General features: G+C 40.2%; 23 protein-coding genes. 10 read left to right on the top strand and 13 right to left on the bottom strand.

The window, feature by feature from the left end:
* Nucleotides 1-5 precede the first annotated feature (5 nt).
* On the top strand, nucleotides 6-398 hold the full coding sequence (locus H5120_RS01235) for a hypothetical protein (RefSeq protein WP_182673334.1): 393 nt from the start codon (nucleotides 6-8) through the stop codon (nucleotides 396-398).
* Nucleotides 399-414: 16 nt separating this feature from the next.
* On the opposite strand, the gene H5120_RS01230 is transcribed toward H5120_RS01235, so the two are convergent.
* From H5120_RS01230 to proB, 5 genes are all read right to left on the bottom strand, one after another.
* Nucleotides 415-714, bottom strand: a complete 300-nt coding sequence (locus H5120_RS01230) for a 2OG-Fe(II) oxygenase (RefSeq protein WP_182673333.1) — start codon at nucleotides 712-714, stop codon at nucleotides 415-417.
* A gap of 429 nt (nucleotides 715-1,143) precedes the next feature.
* Complete coding sequence (gltX, locus tag H5120_RS01225; protein ID WP_182673332.1) at nucleotides 1,144-2,628, bottom strand: glutamate--tRNA ligase; 1,485 nt, start codon at nucleotides 2,626-2,628, stop codon at nucleotides 1,144-1,146.
* Between the two features lie 39 nt (nucleotides 2,629-2,667).
* Nucleotides 2,668-3,027 carry a glutaredoxin domain-containing protein gene (locus H5120_RS01220; RefSeq protein WP_077535797.1) on the bottom strand — a complete coding sequence of 120 codons (360 nt, stop codon included), beginning with the start codon at nucleotides 3,025-3,027 and terminating at the stop codon, nucleotides 2,668-2,670.
* A gap of 56 nt (nucleotides 3,028-3,083) precedes the next feature.
* Complete coding sequence (locus H5120_RS01215; RefSeq protein ID WP_182673331.1) at nucleotides 3,084-4,058, bottom strand: GGDEF domain-containing protein; 975 nt, start codon at nucleotides 4,056-4,058, stop codon at nucleotides 3,084-3,086.
* 101 nt (nucleotides 4,059-4,159) lie between these two features.
* A complete protein-coding gene (proB, locus tag H5120_RS01210) occupies nucleotides 4,160-5,263 on the bottom strand; it encodes a glutamate 5-kinase (protein WP_182673330.1) in 1,104 nt (367 codons plus the stop codon).
* Nucleotides 5,264-5,382: 119 nt separating this feature from the next.
* Here proB and H5120_RS01205 point away from each other — a divergent pair, with 119 nt between their 5' ends.
* On the top strand, nucleotides 5,383-6,342 hold the full coding sequence (locus H5120_RS01205) for a DMT family transporter (protein ID WP_024597327.1): 960 nt from the start codon (nucleotides 5,383-5,385) through the stop codon (nucleotides 6,340-6,342).
* On the opposite strand, the gene H5120_RS01200 is transcribed toward H5120_RS01205, so the two are convergent.
* From H5120_RS01200 to pdsO, 3 genes are read right to left on the bottom strand one after another with little or no spacing between them, the layout of a single operon-like run.
* Nucleotides 6,237-6,842, bottom strand: coding sequence for a class GN sortase (locus tag H5120_RS01200; RefSeq protein ID WP_182673329.1), 606 nt, complete (start codon nucleotides 6,840-6,842; stop codon nucleotides 6,237-6,239). The two genes, H5120_RS01205 and H5120_RS01200, sit on opposite strands and share 106 nt — an antisense overlap.
* The gene (locus tag H5120_RS01195; protein WP_182673328.1) at nucleotides 6,839-8,875 is read right to left on the bottom strand and encodes a marine proteobacterial sortase target protein; all 2,037 of its coding nucleotides are present in this window, start codon (nucleotides 8,873-8,875) and stop codon (nucleotides 6,839-6,841) included. The genes H5120_RS01200 and H5120_RS01195 overlap by 4 nt, the downstream gene beginning before the upstream one ends.
* Before the next feature lie 45 nt (nucleotides 8,876-8,920).
* Nucleotides 8,921-9,652 carry a sortase-associated OmpA-like protein PdsO gene (gene pdsO / locus H5120_RS01190; RefSeq protein ID WP_182673327.1) on the bottom strand — a complete coding sequence of 244 codons (732 nt, stop codon included), beginning with the start codon at nucleotides 9,650-9,652 and terminating at the stop codon, nucleotides 8,921-8,923.
* A gap of 204 nt (nucleotides 9,653-9,856) precedes the next feature.
* Here pdsO and pdsR point away from each other — a divergent pair, with 204 nt between their 5' ends.
* The 3 genes from pdsR to H5120_RS01175 all read left to right on the top strand — a co-directional run bounded on the left by pdsR (nucleotide 9,857) and on the right by H5120_RS01175 (nucleotide 13,130).
* Nucleotides 9,857-10,546 carry a proteobacterial dedicated sortase system response regulator gene (pdsR, locus tag H5120_RS01185; protein WP_182673326.1) on the top strand — a complete coding sequence of 230 codons (690 nt, stop codon included), beginning with the start codon at nucleotides 9,857-9,859 and terminating at the stop codon, nucleotides 10,544-10,546.
* Nucleotides 10,546-12,684, top strand: coding sequence for a proteobacterial dedicated sortase system histidine kinase (gene pdsS, locus H5120_RS01180; protein ID WP_182673325.1), 2,139 nt, complete (start codon nucleotides 10,546-10,548; stop codon nucleotides 12,682-12,684). The genes pdsR and pdsS overlap by 1 nt, the downstream gene beginning before the upstream one ends.
* 281 nt (nucleotides 12,685-12,965) lie before the next feature.
* Entirely contained in the window at nucleotides 12,966-13,130 is a 165-nt protein-coding gene (locus H5120_RS01175; RefSeq protein ID WP_182196201.1) for a hypothetical protein, read from the top strand.
* 5 nt (nucleotides 13,131-13,135) lie between these two features.
* On the opposite strand, the gene H5120_RS01170 is transcribed toward H5120_RS01175, so the two are convergent.
* Nucleotides 13,136-14,386 carry a multifunctional CCA addition/repair protein gene (locus H5120_RS01170; RefSeq protein ID WP_182673324.1) on the bottom strand — a complete coding sequence of 417 codons (1,251 nt, stop codon included), beginning with the start codon at nucleotides 14,384-14,386 and terminating at the stop codon, nucleotides 13,136-13,138.
* A 132-nt stretch (nucleotides 14,387-14,518) separates the two neighbouring features.
* Between H5120_RS01170 and H5120_RS01165 the strand changes: the two genes are divergently transcribed.
* The gene (locus H5120_RS01165) at nucleotides 14,519-14,746 is read left to right on the top strand and encodes a hypothetical protein (protein WP_007581571.1); all 228 of its coding nucleotides are present in this window, start codon (nucleotides 14,519-14,521) and stop codon (nucleotides 14,744-14,746) included.
* Nucleotides 14,747-14,776: 30 nt separating this feature from the next.
* On the opposite strand, the gene H5120_RS01160 is transcribed toward H5120_RS01165, so the two are convergent.
* Genes H5120_RS01160 through H5120_RS01145 form a run of 4 tightly spaced genes read right to left on the bottom strand, consistent with a single transcriptional unit; the run spans nucleotide 14,777 to nucleotide 18,642 of the window.
* On the bottom strand, nucleotides 14,777-15,277 hold the full coding sequence (locus H5120_RS01160; RefSeq protein ID WP_002961636.1) for a DUF1543 domain-containing protein: 501 nt from the start codon (nucleotides 15,275-15,277) through the stop codon (nucleotides 14,777-14,779).
* A gap of 8 nt (nucleotides 15,278-15,285) precedes the next feature.
* A complete protein-coding gene (locus H5120_RS01155; protein WP_138488616.1) occupies nucleotides 15,286-16,635 on the bottom strand; it encodes a sigma 54-interacting transcriptional regulator in 1,350 nt (449 codons plus the stop codon).
* Nucleotides 16,636-16,637: 2 nt separating this feature from the next.
* Nucleotides 16,638-17,183, bottom strand: coding sequence for a hypothetical protein (locus H5120_RS01150; RefSeq protein WP_182673323.1), 546 nt, complete (start codon nucleotides 17,181-17,183; stop codon nucleotides 16,638-16,640).
* Nucleotide 17,184: 1 nt separating this feature from the next.
* Nucleotides 17,185-18,642: a HAMP domain-containing sensor histidine kinase gene (locus H5120_RS01145; protein ID WP_182673322.1), complete on the bottom strand. Its 1,458-nt coding sequence runs from the start codon at nucleotides 18,640-18,642 to the stop codon at nucleotides 17,185-17,187.
* Between the two features lie 330 nt (nucleotides 18,643-18,972).
* Between H5120_RS01145 and H5120_RS01140 the strand changes: the two genes are divergently transcribed.
* The 4 genes from H5120_RS01140 to H5120_RS01125 all read left to right on the top strand — a co-directional run bounded on the left by H5120_RS01140 (nucleotide 18,973) and on the right by H5120_RS01125 (nucleotide 20,127).
* Nucleotides 18,973-19,206 carry an EF-hand domain-containing protein gene (locus H5120_RS01140; protein ID WP_002961641.1) on the top strand — a complete coding sequence of 78 codons (234 nt, stop codon included), beginning with the start codon at nucleotides 18,973-18,975 and terminating at the stop codon, nucleotides 19,204-19,206.
* A 24-nt stretch (nucleotides 19,207-19,230) separates the two neighbouring features.
* Nucleotides 19,231-19,458, top strand: coding sequence for a hypothetical protein (locus H5120_RS01135; protein ID WP_024597597.1), 228 nt, complete (start codon nucleotides 19,231-19,233; stop codon nucleotides 19,456-19,458).
* 186 nt (nucleotides 19,459-19,644) lie between these two features.
* On the top strand, nucleotides 19,645-19,881 hold the full coding sequence (locus H5120_RS01130) for a calcium dependent protein (RefSeq protein WP_033021630.1): 237 nt from the start codon (nucleotides 19,645-19,647) through the stop codon (nucleotides 19,879-19,881).
* Between the two features lie 9 nt (nucleotides 19,882-19,890).
* Complete coding sequence (locus tag H5120_RS01125; RefSeq protein WP_182672838.1) at nucleotides 19,891-20,127, top strand: EF-hand domain-containing protein; 237 nt, start codon at nucleotides 19,891-19,893, stop codon at nucleotides 20,125-20,127.
* Nucleotides 20,128-20,152: the final 25 nt, after the last annotated feature.

The following is a 20,152-nucleotide window of genomic DNA, read 5'->3' as shown; positions in this document are numbered from 1 at the left end:
TAAATATGCTACGTTTTATAATGACAATAACAGTGCTGGCCACAATAACTGGTTGTTCAGGAATGACTTATCATACAGATATAGACAACGGTGTTTTATCTCAAGAAATTGGCACATACGTTAATAAAAGAGATTTACAGCAATTTTATAGCGACCAAGAAGCACACGAAAGTGGCGCAACACTTTTAGGCCGAATAGAAGGTGAAAGCTGTGATGGCGACGGCATGGGCAGCAATAATGTAAGTTACAATCGCTCTAAATCAAACGCGATTGATTTACTTAAAGCTGATGCTATGCGCAGAGGCGGAAATGCTTTTACTATTAATTCCTGTAGTGAAACCTCTGTATCGTATTGCGACCTATCTGTTTTATGCACCGGACAGGCCTACGACTATTAATAAGTAAAAGTGCAAATTATATATTAAGCGCAAAGCTCAGTAGCACACGCTTTCCAGACTCGATTTTAGATACGCTGTGTTCGTACTTATCGGGTCTGAACAAATACACGCGATTAAATAAATTTATAATGCTTTTTGAGCATTTAAATACCCCACCCGCTTTAGGTTTCTCTAATACAAAATTGAGCTTGTAATAGCGCCCTTGCTGCACAGGGTCAATATGGTTCATTACGCTATGATTGGTTGGGTAAGTAACAAGGTTTATCGAAAATGTGTTACTGCTAAAAATGGCTTTGTTTTTAACGGTTGCAATCATACTGCCTCCTATGAGTTTATATTCCCTATTGTATCATTGGGCTAAGTACTAGGGTCTGTTGATCTTTCAAGGTTAAATTTGCAGCAGTCTGTTTGGTATTTAGGCAAGGCAAAGCCTATGTAGTGTGGTTATTCCCCATAAATGGGCGATAACGTAGCATTAATGCCAAACAGGCGCTGCCCAAAGGGTTCTTTCTAGGGGCTATTTACTCTTTGTTGCTCGGTTTTTACTTAGCTCACTAGGTTACAAACCTCGCGCCGCGATTAAATAGCCCCTAGTTTGAACAAATTTTAATCCGAAAAGATCAACAGACCCTAATACTTTAGTTAAACAATATCAAAATACGATGTCATATAGCTAAACAGCCTGAAACAAAAAAGCCGAACTTATTTTACTAAGCTCGGCTTTTAAAAGTACATTGTATAGCAATTATGCACTTGGGTATTCGCGGTACGCACGCTCTATATTTTTAGCCTGCTTTTTAGAAATACCTAAATGAGCAAGCGCTACACGTAAACGAGCACGTGATAAGTCAGAGCCTAATATTTCCATTGCATCAAGCACTGACGTACTTGATGTTTTGCCTGTAATTGCGACAAAAATTGGCTCTAAAAAGTCTTTAATTTTAAGCTCGTGGAATGTAGCCACTTCTTTTGCAATTGCAAAAATAGCGGGCTTATCAAAGCTACGTAAGCCTTCTAGCTGCCATACAAAAAATTGTAGTGCTTGGCGTATTACGTTTTCGTCTGCTTTAACAGCTGTTAATAGCGCAGGGTCGTAAGTTGGAATACCACCTACAAAGTGCCCTGCCAGCTCAACCATATCCGAAAGGGTATTAATACGCGTTTTAGCCTCAGGTAATACTTTAGCTAACATTTCACCGTTAAACTTCCAATCAACAAAGCGCTGAATTAACTGCTCGTCGGTTAGATTTTCGCGGATCCACATGCCGTTTAACCAGCTTAACTTATCCACGTCGAATACTGGGCCACCAAGCGATACGCGCTTCATGTCAAAGTTTTCAATCATTTCATTAAGTGTGAACTTTTCACGCTCATCTGGCATTGACCAACCCATACGACCTAAGTAGTTAAGCACGGCTTCTGGTAGGTAACCCATTTCTTTATAGTAGTTAATAGACGTTGGATTTTTACGCTTAGATAGCTTTGATTTATCTGGGTTACGGAGTAATGGTAAATGACCAAGTACTGGCGCTTCCCAACCAAAATCTTCGTAAAGTTTTAATAACTTAGGTGCTGAGTTAATCCACTCTTCGCCACGGAAAATATGACTAATTTGCATATGGTGGTCATCAACTACGTTCGCTAAAAAGTACGTTGGGAAACCATCCGCTTTTAAAAGCACTTGCATGTCTACGTTTTCCCACGGGATCTCAATTTCATCTCGTAGGTAGTCGTTAAACTTAAATGTGCCTTCGCTTGGGATTTTCATACGTATAACGTAAGGTTTGCCTGCAGCTAAGTTTGCTTTAATTTCTTCATCTGTATGGTTTAAACCACGACCGTCGTATTTAGGGCGCAAGCCTTCTGCCATTTGCTCTTCACGCATTTGATCAAGCTCTTCGCTTGTTGCAAAGCAGTAAAACGCTTTCCCATCGTCAACTAACTGATGCGCGTATTTTTTATATAAATCGCTACGCTCAGATTGACGGTAAGGACCGAATTCGCCACCCACATCAGGACCATGATCCCACTCAAGCCCTAACCAGCGTAAGCTATCCATAATCGCAAGTTCAGACTCTGGCGTGCTACGTACTTGGTCTGTATCTTCTATACGAAGTACAAATTCACCGCCTTGTTGTTTAGCAAAACAGTAGTTAAATAAGGCGATATAAGCGGTGCCAAGATGCGGGTCACCAGTTGGCGACGGGGCAACACGGGTGCGAATTGTCATGGTAAATTCTCTTTAAATAAGTGAGATAATAAAAGTGGTTTATGCAGCTACTTTGTTTAAGTAAGCAATAATATCGTTTGATTCATACAACCATTGTACTTGGCCGTTTTGCTCTATACGCAGGCAAGGCACTTTAACTTTGCCGCCTTGCTCAAGAAGCTCTTGACGATATTGCTCATTATTTTTTGCATCACGCGTTTCTATGTTTAAGCCTTCGCGCTTAATAGCACGACGTACTTTTACACAAAACGGGCATGCTTTAAATTGATACAGTTTAAATTGTGAAGTTTGCTGATCAAGCTGTGCTTGCTCGTCGCTTGCACGCTTTTTACTGCGAGGAGTAAATACAAAATTAAAGAATAAGATTATACAACCTAAAAACCAACGAACTAATTTCATGTTCTGTGCTCTGCTTACAACAATTTAAGGAGCCAGATTTTAGCACAAATTTACAATCAAAAAAGCTCAATACTGTTATCTATCTTTGGTTCGTTATTAACTTCTAATTCACTGTAGGAGGTAACTCTATTACGGCCAGTATTTTTAGAGTAGTAAAGCGCTAAATCAGCCTGATTAACAATACTTGATACAGTATCAATACTCACTAACTCTAAAAAACCAATGCTAATGGTTAATTGGCCAATTTGTGGAAAGGGGTATTGGGCAACATTAAGGCGTAACCGGTTAAGTGCAACATGTGCATCAGCCTCTGTTTTTGCTCGAAATAACATTGCGAATTCTTCACCACCATACCTAAATACATAGTCTTCTATTCTAAAATTATTTTTTAGTAGCCGTGCAACAAGTAAAATAACCTCATCGCCAATTACATGCCCGTAGTTATCATTAATATTTTTAAAGTTGTCGATATCGGCAATTGCTAAGTACCAACGTCGCTTTTTATTGTTATCATTTCTTGGTAACAAAAAACCGTTACCCGATACAATCTCAATTACTTTTTTATCAAATGTTTGCCTATTTAAAAGCTCTGTAAGTGGATCTAACCGCGACTTATATAATAGCCCAAGCTGATTAGCATAAATATTTAAAATATGTACAGCTAACATAGTTGTTCGTTCTGGTAATTCTTGCTCGGTTTCTATTAATAAAGTGCCGACTACTTTTCCAAAATGATAAATAGGCACGTAACTTGTTGTGCGACTAAAGGCATAGCTCACCCTAATTTTATTTTGAGTAACCTTTTGTAATAACAATGATGCTTCATCTGGGCTTAATTGCTCTAAATTACTATTTGGATTAATAAGAGTAGGGGGTATGGGGGCTGAAAAATTTTTATTGACGTAAATGGCAAAATTATCAACTTCGAGCAAGTCGCTAATTATTTGTATTAATGCGCTATCTAAATCACTTTCTTCCTCTTGCTGGGTAAGCTTAATAATCCATTCGTGCCCACACTTATTTGCCTTCATTACACTGCCTAAACTAATTAAACTTTTATTAGTCTAGACAATACTCATGAATTTACTAAGTTATGAGATAATACTTATTAACTAATCCTTTAGAATAGGTATTAAAGTAATACTAAGTCGTCGCGATGCAATACTTCTGCACCACTATCGTATTCAAGTAACTCACCTATTTGATTTGAGTGTGCGCCTTTGATTTTATTTACCTCGGTACTGCTAAAACGCGTTAAACCACGTGCAATCACTTGATTTTTATTATCTATTAAATCAATTAAATCGCCGCGTTCAAAACGTCCAAATGCATTAGTAACGCCTTTAGCGAGTAAGCTTGCGCCTTTATTTTGCAGCGCTGTAATAGCGCCAGCATCTATAACAATTTGGCCGGTGCTTTTAGGCCCAGCTAGTAGCCATTTTTTACGGCCATCTTTTGGAGCGGTGAGTTTTAAAAAGCGTGTGCCTGGTAACTCGTCACTCATGCATTTTAAAATAACGTTTTTGCCTGCGCCTTTAGCAATAATAACTTCAACGCCTGCACGCCTTGCAATGTCGGCTGCTTGCAGTTTAGTTGCCATACCGCCGGTGCCTAAATTTGTACCACTGCCACCAGCAAGTTGGCGCAGCTCATCGTTTATATGTGTTACTTCACCAATGAGGGTGGCATCGGCGTTTGTGCGCGGATCGCTGGTAAATAAGCCTTCTTGATCGGTAAGTAGCAGTAACTTATTAGCATTAGCCAAAATAGCGACAAGTGCCGATAAATTATCGTTGTCGCCTACTTTTATTTCACTGGTAGCGACTGCGTCATTTTCGTTAATGATGGGCACAACATCGTAATTTAATAACGCATTGAGTGTATCGCGGGCATTAAGGTAGCGCTCTCTGTCGTCTACATCAGCGCGAGTAAGCAGCATTTGCCCTACATTTACCCCATATAAAGCAAACAAGCTCTGCCAAATATGAATAAGTTGACCTTGTCCAATTGCAGCAAGCATTTGTTTATCAATTAAGCTTCTGCCACAGGGTTTTAATAGTTGTTCGCGCCCAGCAGCAACTGCACCGCTCGATACTAAAATAACGTGATGACCCTGCTTTTTAAGCTCGCAGCATTGGCGTACTAATTCAACCATATGTGCTTTGTCTAGCTTATCGGTGCCGCCAGTTAGTACGCTTGTACCAAGCTTTACAACTATTACCTGTTCCCTTTGCATGTGCTTTTTACTATTGATTAATTAAAGATGAATTAATTTATACCAGCTCGGTATTTTTGAACAAGTTAAAAATTTTCATGCTAGGATCTGATTTTATTAAATTAAGTAAATTACTCTCTATGCCTGCCAGTTTATGTTTAATTATTGCCACCTTTTTATGGGGCAGCTCTTTTATTGCGCTTAAATACGCCATTGCTATTTACGACCCTGCATTGGTGATATTTTTACGCATGCTCACCACGTTAGTTTTGTCGCTTTGTTTATGGCGCTACGTTATTCGGTTTGAGTACTTAAAAGGTGACTGGAAGTATTTAGTGGGTATGTCGCTTGCTGAGCCTTGCTTATACTTTTTATTTGAAGGCCATGCAATGGAATACACATCAGCCTCGCAGGCCGGTGTTATTGTCTCTTGCTTACCTATTATTATTGCGTTGCTTGCCTTTGTATTACTTAAAGAGCATATAAGCAAAGCCATTGTTGTCGGTTTTACGCTGTGTATAGGTGGCAGTATTTTACTTACGCTTCTTTCACCAAGTACCGACCAAGCACCTAATCCGTTACTAGGTAACTTTTTAGAGCTTATGGCTATGGTGTGCGCTGCATTTTATACCGTAAGTATTAAACATTTAGCTAATCGCTACTCGCCCCTGACTTTAATTGCGTTGCAAGGTATTAGCGGCAGCTTGTTTTTTGCGCCGTTTTTGTTTTTTATCGACCTACCAAGCGAAAACCAACACGACTTAACCGCGCTTATGAGCATTTTGTATTTAGGCTCGTGTGTAACCCTTGGCGGGTATGGCATGTACAACTATGCAATTAGCAAGGTATCGGTATTAACCGCTGCTGCGTACTCTAATTTAATTCCTATTTTTACACTTATTTTGTCAGCTATTATTTTGGGCGAAGTGCTCAACGTTTGGCAATGGCTGAGCATATTTGTGGTATTTATTGGCGTAATGGTAAGCCAGCGCCATCAAGAACTCGTGGTTGATATACCGCTTAGTGAATCAGGCGAAGACATTTGCGCAGATACAAGCAACCTTAAATCAGTACCCGAGGCAAGCGAATCAAAAGGGTAACAGGTAAGCAAATACAGCCCAGGTGTTTGTAAAAATGAGTTTTGGGATTGATGAATAACCTCAATCCCCGTTACCTTATAATTTTGAATCACCCCACTTTGCAGTTGCAAAGTAAACGCCTCTCCCACTTTGGCGTTTTGTAAAAATGCAAAGTGGGTGTCGTTATGCCCGGCTATTAGCGCGCCCTTTTCGTTTCCAAACTCTTTTCCGCCAAGCTCCCCTGCAGGTAAAAATTGGCTAGGCGCAAACGCTAAGTTACGACCACTCGCTCCAGCCAATACACTTAATGTTTTATTATGGCTTGGCCAATCGAGCTTTGCAGTCACGTAGCTGTCGGCGTAATACCACGGTTTTACTTTAGTGCCGGGTGATTTAAGCGCCTCTTGCCATGCTTGCTCAATTAATACTTGAGCAAGCCATGCTTTTGCCTGCATATAAGCGCCGTGACCAAATAATCCAAGCCCAGCTATTAGTAAACCCGCGCTTAGCCACTTTTTCATTTACGTGCCCTGCTTAATTTAAGCCCTCGATTTATTTTAAGGGCGCTAAATCCCAATAATAAAATACAGCCTAGTAATATATGTAACCTGCTTTGCCCATCGGTTTGCGGTAAACGCATTGCCATACTTTGTGGTAATGCATTAGTAGCTTGCGCCGTTTGCTCTGCCACTTCTTTTATTTGAGTTTGTTCAATCGCTATAAAAGCAGTAAACGGACTAAGTAATTGATGAGTAAGCGCAAGCTCCTGTACTTCATCTTTAACTACACTTTCCTCGTTGTATAAAAGTAATGATTTGATTTTTTGGCGCGCCCACAGTTTTGCTATACCTTGAGCGCTTGAGCTATTTTGTGTACTTAATTTAATACTTAAAGGCCCTTGTGCTGTTTGCCCAGCAAGTACCACATTTTTAGCATTATTAAGTTTTATAGCGACCATAATAGGCTCGCCAAAATATAAATCAGGTAGTGGTGATGGCCAAAAATCTAAGCTTTTACCGCTTTCATCGCTTAGCGCCAAATTAGTAATAGCCGGATGTGCAAGCTTATCAAACAACTGCTGCATTTTAGGTTGCACCTCGCTTGTGCTGCCTATAAACGTAAATGAGCCTTTACCTATATCTGCCGCTCGGCGCATAAAAAAGCTATTCGGTGCGCTGCCAATACCCACTGTGTATAAGCGGCTATCGCCTAACTTACTTTGAATATTTTTAAATAATGCATCTTCGTTGCTTACGCTGCCATCAGTTAAAAATACAACTTGGCGTACAAAACCATCAAACTCGCTGCCATCAAGTACGGCATTAAGCGCACCTTGTATTTCAGTGCCGCCGTCGGCCTCTAGGCTATAAATAAATCGCTCTGCACGGCGTAAATTAAAGTCACTGGCTATAAGTGGTTTATCGCTCATTGGAGTCACTATGTTGTCAAAACCAATAATGTTAAAGCTGTCGTCGCTATCAAGTAATGAAAGTGCATAAAACAAGGCTTTTTTAGCTTGCTCCATAGATTGCCCGTGCATAGAGCCTGACGTATCAACGACAAATACCATTTCACGAGGTAAGCGCTGTGTTTGTGTAAAGTGATCCCCTGGTGGCATTAGCATAGCAAGTCCGTATCGGTCACCATTTTCAAACTGCTGAGTAAAAAATGCAGCTTGAGCTTGCTCTTTTTGCAGCGGTTTAAACTCAAGTACAAAGTCGCGATTAACTGCATTTGTCTCATTTAACGCTATTTTATATTGCCCAAATGCTGTGTTTTGTACATCAACATTGTGAAATTTAGAATTGATATCCACCAGCTCTAAGCCTACGTCTATATCAATGTTTAAGCTAAATTGGCTACTTGGTACGTTATCCGTTTGAGTACTATTTTGAGTGATGTTTTGAATGCTGTAAACAGGGCTTAACCACCCAGTTGGGAGTGGGTTAGTATGCGTTTGGTTTTGAGTATTAACCTCAACCTCACCACTAATCGCGTGATAACGCGGCGTAATGGTAGTAGGAAATCTAATAGCAAATGTGCCACTGCTGTAATCAATTATTTCTTGATACTCAAGCTCAATAATCACTTGCTCACCGGGGCCAATATTAGCCACATTCGTAATAAACATATTCGCACGTTGTTGGCGTACTAGGGCCGCTTGCTTGCCTGCTTTTTTAGCCTCCTCGTATTTTTTTTCGGCCTCTACCTTTTTATCAATTTGGCCTTTAATAACTCGCTCACCTATACGCATTGTCATGGCGTGCACGGCGCTTTCATCTGGCAATGGAAAAACGTAGCGCGCGTTAACTGCAAACGGGTTTTCGTTTTGATAGGTTTGCGTAACTACAACATGATTAATTAGGCCAGTTAAGGTCATATTGGCGTCGCTTTTTAATATTATTGCTGGGCCTGCTGGCGCACCATTACCATCAAAAAGCTCTAACTTAGGTGATTGCGCATGGCTTTTAAAGCTCACTAACAGCACAATCGCTATGAATATAAAAATGCTTACCTTAGTAAGCATTTTGGTTGGTTTACTCAATTTAAACATAAATCACCCCATCGAACGCTTAGCTTTACTTAGATTCAGTTAGTTTTAGTTACTCGCCGTTTGGCCATTTACTGGATTTATTGAGCGAGTGGTAAGCGTTACGCGTCTATCAAAAAAGTTATCTTCCACCGTGTTGCTGTTAGCCAATGTTTGCTGCTCGCCAAATGCCTGCGTGCTTAAGCGTTTGTGGCTCACGCCGTGTTTTATTAAATAGCTTTGCACGGCATTTACACGCGCTCTAGAAAGTAAAAGGTTGGCTTGTTCATCGCCGCGTTGATCGGCAAAGCCACTTAAATCAAGTGCGAGTTGTGGTTGGTTGTTTAACAAGTTAACCAGTTGGTCTAACTGCAGCGCAAAATGCGGGGCAATAACACTTGAACCTGTTTTAAATTGCACCGTCATCGCCAATAAGTTATTAATTTGAACTTGAGTTAACTGCTCATTTTGATTGGCAAGCACTTCTAGCTGTTGCTCTAACATATTGTTGTGGTTAAGCACGTGTTGGTAATCGCTGGTTTTTTCTTTCATAACCGTAATTGCACGCTCTTGCTCTGCAATTTTGTTATCAGCTACTTTTGAATCACCTATTAAACCACCGGCAAATGCCCCAATAAACGCACCTATTGGCCCGCCTACTACGCCGCCAATAATAGCGCCTGCACCTAAACCAATAGCCGTTTCTTTATGGGCTTCTTTTGATGGCGTGTTAGATGTTGAGGCAATTGCTGGAGTACAAAAACTAGCAAAGAGTGTTAATGCAATTAATGTCTTCTTCATGATTTGATCCTTAAACTTACTTTTTAATTTGTGATGTTTTGTTTCGATGGACCTATTAAAACAAGTTCAAGTGGCAACAAAGGGGATCAAAAATGGCAAACTGCTGAGCAATTGTGGCAAAAAAATGGCAATTGCCTTTTTAAGCGTACTTAGCTTAAAAACTTCGATATAGTGCACAACAGAGCCGATAGGATAATGATTAAGATGAAAAAAATAGCCATCGTTGAAGATGAACCCGCAATCCGCGAAAACTACATAGAAATGCTGAGCACACAGGGCTACCAAGTCAGTGGCTTTGAAAATCGCGCCAGCGCTGAAGCTGAATTTAAAAATGCCTTGCCCGATTTAGCCATTGTTGATATTGGCCTAGGCAATGAAATAGATGGTGGTTTTTTACTGTGCCAAACATTGCGATCGCTTTCTAAAACACTGCCTATTATTTTTTTAACCGCCCGCGATAGCGAAATAGATACCGTATGCGGCCTGCGCATGGGCGCCGACGACTACCTAACAAAAGACATTAGCTTGGCTCACTTGGCTGCACGTATTGGGGCGCTGTTTCGCCGAATGGAAGCACTTGAACAACCCGCTGATGCAAACGCCCTCATAACACGCGGGCAGTTAACGCTCGACACACAACGTATGCAGGTATTTTGGCAGCAACAATTAGTTGATTTAACCGTAACCGAATTTTGGATGCTGCATTCACTCGCCCAGCGACCAGGCCATGTTAAAAGCCGTAACGATTTAATGAGCGATGCAAAAATTTATGTAGACGACAGCACTATTACTTCACACGTAAAACGTATTCGTAAAAAATTTATAGCACTCGACAGCTCCTTTGATTGCATAGATACCGTGTATGGCATGGGTTACAGGTGGGAACAACACTAATGCTACGATTTGGTCTGCGCAGTAAATTTATATTACTTTCATGTTTTTTGTTTTTGCTACCGTGGCTTGGCTACGAGTACGTATGGGAAATGGAAAAGTTTTTACGCCAAGGCCAAGAAAAAACTCTCGTAGGCACTACTCGAGCACTTGCTACCGCATTACATGAGCGCCCCGCATTATTTGACGAGCAAACCAACTTTTTAGACCAAGTAGTAAAAGGCCGCGATTTATACGCTTACAATCTTAAAAATCCTATTCAGCTCGACGGTAAACTTAACGATTGGGACAGCTATCAACCGCTATTTTGGCATTACGACAAGCGCTACTTACAAAAAACAGATAACAAACATCAAGCCAGTGACTTATCGTTTGATCATATGGTGGGAAAGTTTGATAACTACTTATACGCCGTATTTAAAGTCACCGACAATACTCTTATTTATCGCGCTAAAAATAGCTTAAGTATTACCAATAACGATTATTTACAAATTGGCCTAAAAACGCCTAACGGCCAGTTTAATACTTACATTATTGCGCCACGCCAAGACGGCTGGGTTAATGCGTTTGATGCAAATACCAAAGCCCCTTTTACAAAAATTCAGGGCTATTTTGAAAGTACCGAATCAGGTTATAACGTAGAGCTGCGCTTTCCTATTAGCATGCTAGGCAACAAACTTGGCTTTGCTATTGTTGACGTAGATAGTAAAGAGACATTGCTAGAGCCTAAAATAATGTCGACCTCAAACTTAAATAACCCAAACGATTTAGGCTCGGTATTAGTCCCTTCCCCAGAAATTAGCCGTATTTTAAAAGGTATGGGCCACAGCGGTAGCCGCATTTGGGTGGTTGATAACCATCATCGTGTACTTGCCCAATCGGGTACTATTCAAAATGCAGATGGCGTATGGGCTGATGGGCTTGCTAACAAAACACCTGAAACTTGGTGGCAGCGCTTTGAGCAAAATTACTTACACCCAATTTACTATAAAATATTAACGCGCCCCGAAAATGAGTTTTTAGATACCCTTCACGATGTAGCCTCTATGCAGGGCACACATTTAGCGAAAGCATTAAAAGGACAACCTGCATCGTCTTGGCGCTTAACTCCCGACAGCAAAGCCGTTATTTTATCGGCCGCTTACCCTATTTGGATTCAAGACCAAGTAATTGGCGCGGTAATAGCAGAGGAAACTACAAACGGCGTACGTACGCTGCGTAATAAATCACTCGAAAAACTGTTTAACGTTATTTTAGCTGTGATGCTAATTGGTACTGTCACCTTGTTCTTTTTTGCCTCACGCATATCGAACCGAATTAGGCGGCTGCGCGATACAGCTGAGCAAGCAATTGATGCGCAAGGGCGTGTTACTGGCAGTATTAATTACAGCGACGCTAACGATGAAATTGGCGACCTGTCTCGTAGTTTTTCAAACATTGTGAGCCGACTTGGTGGCTATACCGATTACTTAGAGAATATGTCGTCGCGGTTATCCCACGAACTGCGCACGCCGGTTGCCGTAGTGCGCTCATCACTCGAAAACTTACAAAGCTTGCCACAAAACGAGCTGAGTCAAAAATACCTCGACCGCGCCAGTGAAGGCGTTGAACGCTTAGGTAAAATAATAACCACCATGAGTGAAGCTACTCGCCTTGAGCAAAGTATTCAAAGCAACGAGCCTGAGCCTTTTGATTTACAAAAAGTAATAAATGGCTGCATGCAAGGCTATCAGCTTACTTACCCACACCAGTTATTTACGCTTGATGTATGCCAAAGCAAATTACCTATGCAAGGTGCACCGGAGTTTATAGCTCAGCTGCTTGATAAACTTATTAATAACGCGCTGGAGTTCAGCAAAGCCAATACGGCTATTAATGTAAGCCTTAAGCAGAGCGAAAATAAAGCAACATTAACAGTGAGAAACACAGGCCCTGCGTTACCCGAAGGATTAACTGAGCATATTTTTGATTCAATGGTGTCGGTACGTAGCCAGCAAATGCAGCAACAGCCACATTTGGGGTTAGGGCTTTATATTGTAAGGCTGGTGTGCGACTACCATAAAGGCAGTGTAACCGCGCAAAACAACGAGCAAGGTAATGGTGTCGTGTTTACCGTAACACTGCCGTTAGCTAATAGTTAGGGCTGTATTTGTACCGTTATATTTGTACCGTTATATTTATAGCCACAGCATTATATGCAAATAGTAAGTACGCAATAAGTTAAATTCAGCTGTATATTTTTAGTTAAAAAAAGCTACTTTAATTTACCTTAACTCCATATAAATTAACAAATACCTCCCTCTCATCCCTTAAAAGCTGCCGGTTGCAATTTAGTACAACTACAAATGTAACTATTCACTTTTTATTCAGTCGAATGACCATACCCTACATCATATTAAAGTATTAAATTGAAGGAATACTCATGAAACCATCACTAGAGCGTGAAGAACTAGACTTTATTTTTGACTTATACAGGCCCTCTAAAAAGCCCAAGTCTGAAGAGGTAAAACCAAAAAACACCAATTACAAAGAGCTAAGAAAGCACGACGCGACTAAAAACCAAGGCGTATCGCACTACTTAGTCTAATTTTATTACGCTTGGGACTTCTCATGTTCTAAAAATGCTTTAATGCAGTTTATTTCTGCAAGTTTTACTTCTTCGCCTATTTCAGGGCCTTTTTTGCCATTTTTAAGTGCATCTTGCACTACTTGTTTCTTATCCATTTTTTGCAGTTCAGTATGAATTGCTCGCAGCTTAGCTGCTTGCGGGTATGGCTTATCGACCAGCGTTTCACCACGCCCTTGTGCATCGCATTGGCATGCTTGGGTAAACGCTATAAAACGTTCTGGGTGTACCAACGCATTTAAGTTAGTCACTATTAGCTTATGAATAGTTTGCGGCCTTAACTGATCAATTGTATGGCAAAGGGTGTGATTATCACTGGTGAGTACGCCAACATCACGAAAACGGTTAGGCACTTTTAAGCGCTCACAAAACGCCTCAATAACTGCAACACCTTCGCGTTCGTGCCCTCGTAGGTTTCCATACTTTTTAAAACTCAGCGCTTTTCCAAAATCATGGGTAAGTGCAGCAAAGCGTGCTTCTAAGTTAAAATTCAAATCGGCTGCACGCCTAAGTACCAACATAGTATGCACAAATACATCCCCTTCAGGATGATGGTTTGCCGGTTGCGGTACATTAACCATGCGCTCAAGTTCTGGAAAAATACCTAAACCTTGCAGTGCTTCAAAATAAAGCTCAGGGTGCTTTTCACCCAGTGCTTTTTCAGTTTCAAGCCACACGCGCTCAGATACTAAATGATTGAGCTCACCTTTATTTTTAAGCTCGCGCATTAATGCATAGGTACTTGGGTGAATACGCCAATCACTGCCATAGCGCGCTAAAAAACGGGCAATACGCAGTACTCGAACAGGGTCTTCTACAAATGCCTCAGTGGTGTGGCGCAGTGTTTTATTTTGTAAGTCAGTTTGGCCATTAAACGGGTCAATAATATTACCGTGTTCATCAAGCGCCATTGAATTTATGGTCAAATCACGCCTTGCTAAATCTTCTTCTAGCGTAACGGTTGGGCTGGCATCAACCACAAAGCCTGTATAGCCTTTGCCACTTTTACGCTCTGTGCGCCCTAGTGCATATTCTTCTTTTGTTTTTGGGTGTAAGTAAACCGGAAAGTCACTACCTATTGGCACAAAACCAAGCGATTCCATCGTTTTTGGTGTTTCCCCAATCACTACATAGTCGTTATCTTTTGATTTTATATTTAGCAGTTTGTCGCGCACTGCACCGCCAACGAGGTAAACTTGTTTTAAGTTACTTTTCACTTTATTCCCAATAACACTTGCCCAATTGTTTGACGCTAATCATATCATTAATTAAAAAATTCTGCGGTATTTGCCAAGCTTAAGTAAGCTCATTACAATGGCGCATTATTTTTAGCTATAGCCTCACAATTAATGAAAAACCATTCATCAAAAAAAGAACTCATGTTACTACCCATTTTATTAGTGGTTATTTTGATGTGTGTGGCGGGTCACTTTTTACTACAAGCAAATTTTCAAGACAGTAATGTGGTTGAATACATGTTGGCAGCACTGCCGTTTGCTATGTTTGGGTTGGTTATTGTGGCGTTTAAAATGGCGGCTAAAAGCGAAAAGGATGAACAAAACGAGCAGGACTCTTAATCCTACTCTGTTTTAGCTACTTATTATAATTTAAAGTATGTGATAGCCAAACCAGTCTGGCTTTATCGGCTGCGATATACCGCTGGGCGTGAGCTTAATGTTTAGCTGGCTGTCGAGTAAATCAATGGCAAAGCAATCGTCCACATCATGTAAATCATCTTTATGAATATGACTAAGCCCTGCGAGCAAATCGTTTTTAGCGCGCTCTTTAGCTTCATGGCTACTGCTTGCAACATACAGTGCAAAGTCATGTTGCTCAGCCATGGAATCACTTCTGTAAGCGCCTAAATTTACAAAATAGAGTTGTTTATTTTGCTCCACATAGCTATCAACAACTTCTACTTTAAAGCCATCAATATGATTAATTGCCATGTAGCTATCCATGTGAACACTACTTCTGTCGCCTACCCATTGGCTTTTTAACTTTGAGTAGGTTTGCTCTATATTCTCCCCTACTACAAAACGAATATCATGCATTTCAATGTGGCAACCTTGAATCCGGCCACCTAAATACACCATAAATAACTGCATGCTTTTCCTTAACCTAAATTATCAACATCAATATTATGCTTTTTAATCAACTTATAAAAATCTGAGCGGTTGCGCTTGGCAAGCTTAGCGCCTTCAGCTACGTTACCACCTGCCATTTTTAAAGTGTTAATTACATAGTCGCGCTCAAACTCTTTTTTAGCGTCGTTTAGTGATAATGGTTCTACGTTTGTTTCGTTACTATTTAGCGCAGCTAACACTAAATGCTCTGAAATAACATCGCTTGGCGTTAATGCTACAACCTGCTCTACTACGTTTTGTAATTGGCGGATATTACCTGGCCAGTCGTAACGTACAAGCGCATGCATAGCATCGCTTGCAAAGTGTTTTTCAGTTTGGTTCATGCGCTTAGCAATGCTTGCACTAAAGTGCTGTGCTAATAAGCTTATATCTTCGCGGCGCTCACACAGTGGCGGTAATTTTAAATTAACTACGTTTAAGCGATAGTATAAATCTTCTCTAAATTGCTGGTTTAAAATAGCTTCAGGAAGATTTTTATGTGTTGCCGACACTATGCGTACATCAATTGCTATCTCTTCTTGAAAACCTACTGGGCGAATTGTTTTTTCTTGTAATACGCGCAGTAACTTAACCTGTAAGTTAAGCGGCATATCGCCAATTTCGTCCAAAAATAACGTGCCACCCTGTGCTTGTTGAAACAAACCTTGGTGATCTTTAATTGCACCCGTAAACGAGCCTTTTTTATGACCAAATAATTCAGACTCTAAAAGCTCCCCTGGTACAGCGCCGCAGTTAATTGCAACAAAAGGGCCACTGCTTACATGGCTATGCTGATGAATCGCCTGTGCGAGTAGCTCTTTACCAGTACCACTAGCCCCCGAAATAAGTACATTAACTTGCGTTGGCCCAAGTAGTTTTACTTGCTCTAACAAGTGCAGCATTGCACCACTGCGCGTAACTATATTACTTTTAGGTGCAGCTTCATCGGCGTTAACACCATGAATTTCTATCGCTTTAGCAAGGCTGTCAAATAGCTCATCTTTATCCACTGGTTTAGTTATAAATGCAAAAATGCCCTGCTTAGTTGCCTCTACGGCATCAGGAATTGAGCCGTGCGCTGTCATCATAATGACAGGTAATGCTGGGTAGCGGCTTTGCAGCTGACGATGCAGTGCCATACCATCCATTTCATCCATGCGTAAGTCGGTTATTACGGCGTCAAACACTTGGCTTTTAAGTATTTGTAGTGCAGTTAAGCCGCTTTCGCAGGTTGTTACTTCGTATCCTTTTGATTCAATACGAATAGCGAGCAGTTTTAATAAGCTAGCGTCGTCGTCTACGAGTAATACTTTTGCACCTTGTACTTTAGTTGCGGCCATCGTTACTGCTCCTTCGTTTCTTCTCGTAGTAAAAGTTGCTGCTCAATCGTTGCTAACGATGAGAGGGTTTCTTGCATTTTATTATTAAGTGCTTGCTGCTCTTTTTTAGCATTTATTTGCATAGTTACTTGCTGCTTTTGAAGCCATAAATATTGCTTTATGTCATCAGGCCAAAAGTAAGCAAGATCGAGCTTTAGCAACTGAGTCATTACCGTATTTGGATCATTATTTATGTTTAAGCACATAAATTTAAAAAAGCGTTTAAGCTCGTTTTCGCCTGTAAAAACATCTTTGCTAGGTACCAATTTAAACCCGCCACACTGATTAGCGTGCCATGCAATAACTTGCTCTGCAGGAGGATAGCTTGGTTCAATTTTTGGTCTAGGTTTTGGACTAGGGTTACTGTTTTTGTCGGTCGTTTTTTTTGTATCGACCACAGGTGCAGGTGTAATTGACACACGCTCTTCTTGCCCATTATTAATTTCACAACCTGATATAACCATGCTGCTACTGAGCACACATAAAATAGCGATTAAACGCAAGCGCATGTTAATTAACTCCTAGATTTTTTGTTATGGGAATTTTAATTGAAAACCGGCAACCATGTGGCTCGTTATGCTCAACACTAAGTGTACCTCTTAGCTGTTCAACAGACTCTTTTACAATAGTTAAACCCAGTCCACTGCCTTGCAGCGTAACATTTTTACTGTGTTTACCTTGATAAAATGCGCTGAAAATTTGAGTTTTTTCTTGCTCTTTAATACCGCACCCTTTATCAAGTACAACGATACAAAGCTGGTTTTGCTCAAGCGCTAAATTAATAGTAACGCTTTGCTTATCTTCTGAAAATTTTAAGCCATTTGAAATAAGCTGAATTAAAATCATCTCAATAAGCTCACTAGGTAAAGCAAGCGGTTTATTCGGTAAAGTATTTTGCCACTGCAGAGCTTGCTGACGCGCAGTTAAGCGATGCTCAAAATGGCTATTAATTTTATTAATAAGAAGACTAAACTCAACTTCGCTTAAGCTGTCTTTACTGGTGCGAATCGCATTATAACTCAGCAAACTGTCAATCATTGCGCGAAGGCGCACCATAGATTGGCTAATAAGCTCAAGCACCGCTTTTTGCTCAGCAGTAATTGGACCTACTATTTCATCAGTTAATAAATCAGTGCCTTCAACCATTGAAGCAAGCGGCGTTTTTAGCTCATGAGTTACATGGCGTAAAAAAGTATCTTTTTGCTGCTCAAGCATATGAAGCTGTTCTTGTACCCATTGGAGCTTTTCTCCTAGCTCAACAAGCTCAGCTGAACCTTTCACAGATATTTTTTGCTGCCAATGCCCCTGCCCAAGCTTATCAATAACCGTAGTTAACCCTTTTAGCCGCCCACTTATGCGCCATAAAAAACCTCCCCCAACAATTAAAGTCAGCGGAATTAGTGCCACCAGCCAGTTTATAAATGACGCTTGCAGGCTTGTAAGCTCATTTTGGTTATTGGTAATTTGCGCTTCGTTTTTATCACGTAACCATAAAGTAAGCTCAGCAATTAAATCGCTCACTGGCACAAATAGCTCAGCTTGTTGTTGTTTTTGCTCAACGAGTTTTACATGCGCGGTTTGTAAGGTGGTATATAAGCGTTGCCATTGGTTGATATACTCTTTATTCGGGTTTACAAATTTGAGTTCATCAATGCTTTGTAGGGATGATTGCCATTTATCGACAATGAGCTTATCAAGCGATTCACTTTTTAATACCCAGTTTTGCCTAGTAGCGCGTTCAAGGCTGTTGAGTTCTTGCTTTAAAGTGTTAAACGATTTGGTAACTTGGTAGTTACTACTCACAATACTTTGAGTAACCGCTAATTGCTTATTAAGCGCATTTAAAAATACGATCACCACTATAGAAAGCGGAAGTAGCGAAAGCAGCATACTCATTGCAAATTGCCCAATTAAATTAGGCCGCCAGTTAAGCATTGCTTGGTATTTTTTAGCTATGGTTGCTGGCATTTCGTTTAGTCCTTTTAAGTTAAGCGCTCTATTATTAAGTGCTTACCTTATACACTAGCTGAACCAGCAATTATATTTAATACGATTAACAGCCAGCACTATAAAACAATGTGTCGCCAAATAGAGACAACGTAACTCGTTGATTTTAATAAATTCCCTTTCAACCTCACTAAATAGTGTTGCAAAAGGCGCACAAAAATTACAATAAACCCAGTAAAAACTTCTCACTGGCTTAAAGCAAAAACAATAACCAATTGAAAAATAACAACAATTATTATTGGCACCATTTTTGTAATAGGAGTAATAACTTTAATCAATAAGGAAATAATTATGAACAAACGCATTTTAGTAATTTCATCATTACTGGCTTTAGGCTTTTTAGGCGCTAATGCACACGCAATGGACGTTCACGCGACTTTTAACGAACTTGATAAAGACAGTAACGGCACATTGAGTGAAGCCGAAGCAGGTGAAGATGCTGTGCTACACGAGAATTTTTCTCAAATTGATACTAATCAAGATGGGCAATTGTCGCTAGATGAATTCAAAAAATTTATTCAATAAACTCATTTAATAAGGAACGTGATTATGAAACAACTTATAGCCGCTTTTTCATTAATGTTTTTAGCAATTAGTGCCACCGTAATTGCATCGCCAACAAATGTGCGCTTTGCCCACTTAGATAAAGACATGGACGGACAAATATCAATTGCAGAAGCAAAGGAAGACAAGGAAGTAATGAGACAGTTTGCCGACTTAGATGAAGACGGTGATGAAAAAGTCTCAAAAAAAGAATTTGAAAGCTTTAAACCTTAATGAGTAATTACTGATTAAGCTTTACTTAAGCTTGTTATAGGTAAACTGGAATTAAAAGCATTTGCCATAATCCCTGAGGGAGTGTGTAAAAGGATTTAATGTTGGGAGTTAAATTACGGCAAGTGCTTTTTCCTTTTCACTTTATTTTAGCCACAAACTTTAAATACATCTTTTGGAAGGAACACCATGAAGATACTTCCCCTTATTATAAGCATCTTAATGCTATTAAGCTTTGATGCCGCTGCACTTGATGTAAAGCAACGCTTTGATCACCTCGATAGCGACAAAAGTGGCTATTTAACGCATGACGAACTTGATCCCCAACCACAACTATTAAACACATTCGTAAAATGGGACAAAAACCAAGATAACCAAATTTCGTTAATCGAATTTAAAAATTACCTTACCAATAACCTCTACTGAGTATTTTTCATGAAAAAAACAAGCTATATAGCGCTTTTTGCGTTTAGTATTTTTAGCACATTAGGCTTTGCTGCAAGCAACAATGTTGCAGAGCAATTTGAAAAACTTGATAGAAACCAGGATGGTTTTTTAACACGTTCAGAAACCGCTGTAGACCCCGCTTTGTGGTCTCGATTTTCAAGCTATGATCAAGACAAAGACGGCAAGCTAACGCTAAGTGAATACAGTTTATATGCAAGTATGTAATCTTATAGCTAGGTACACAAACACC

The sequence above is a fragment of the Pseudoalteromonas sp. SR43-2 genome (genome assembly GCF_014163885.1).
Lineage (GTDB): Bacteria > Pseudomonadota > Gammaproteobacteria > Enterobacterales > Alteromonadaceae > Pseudoalteromonas > Pseudoalteromonas distincta.
This window is presented reverse-complemented; position numbering and strand designations above follow the sequence as displayed.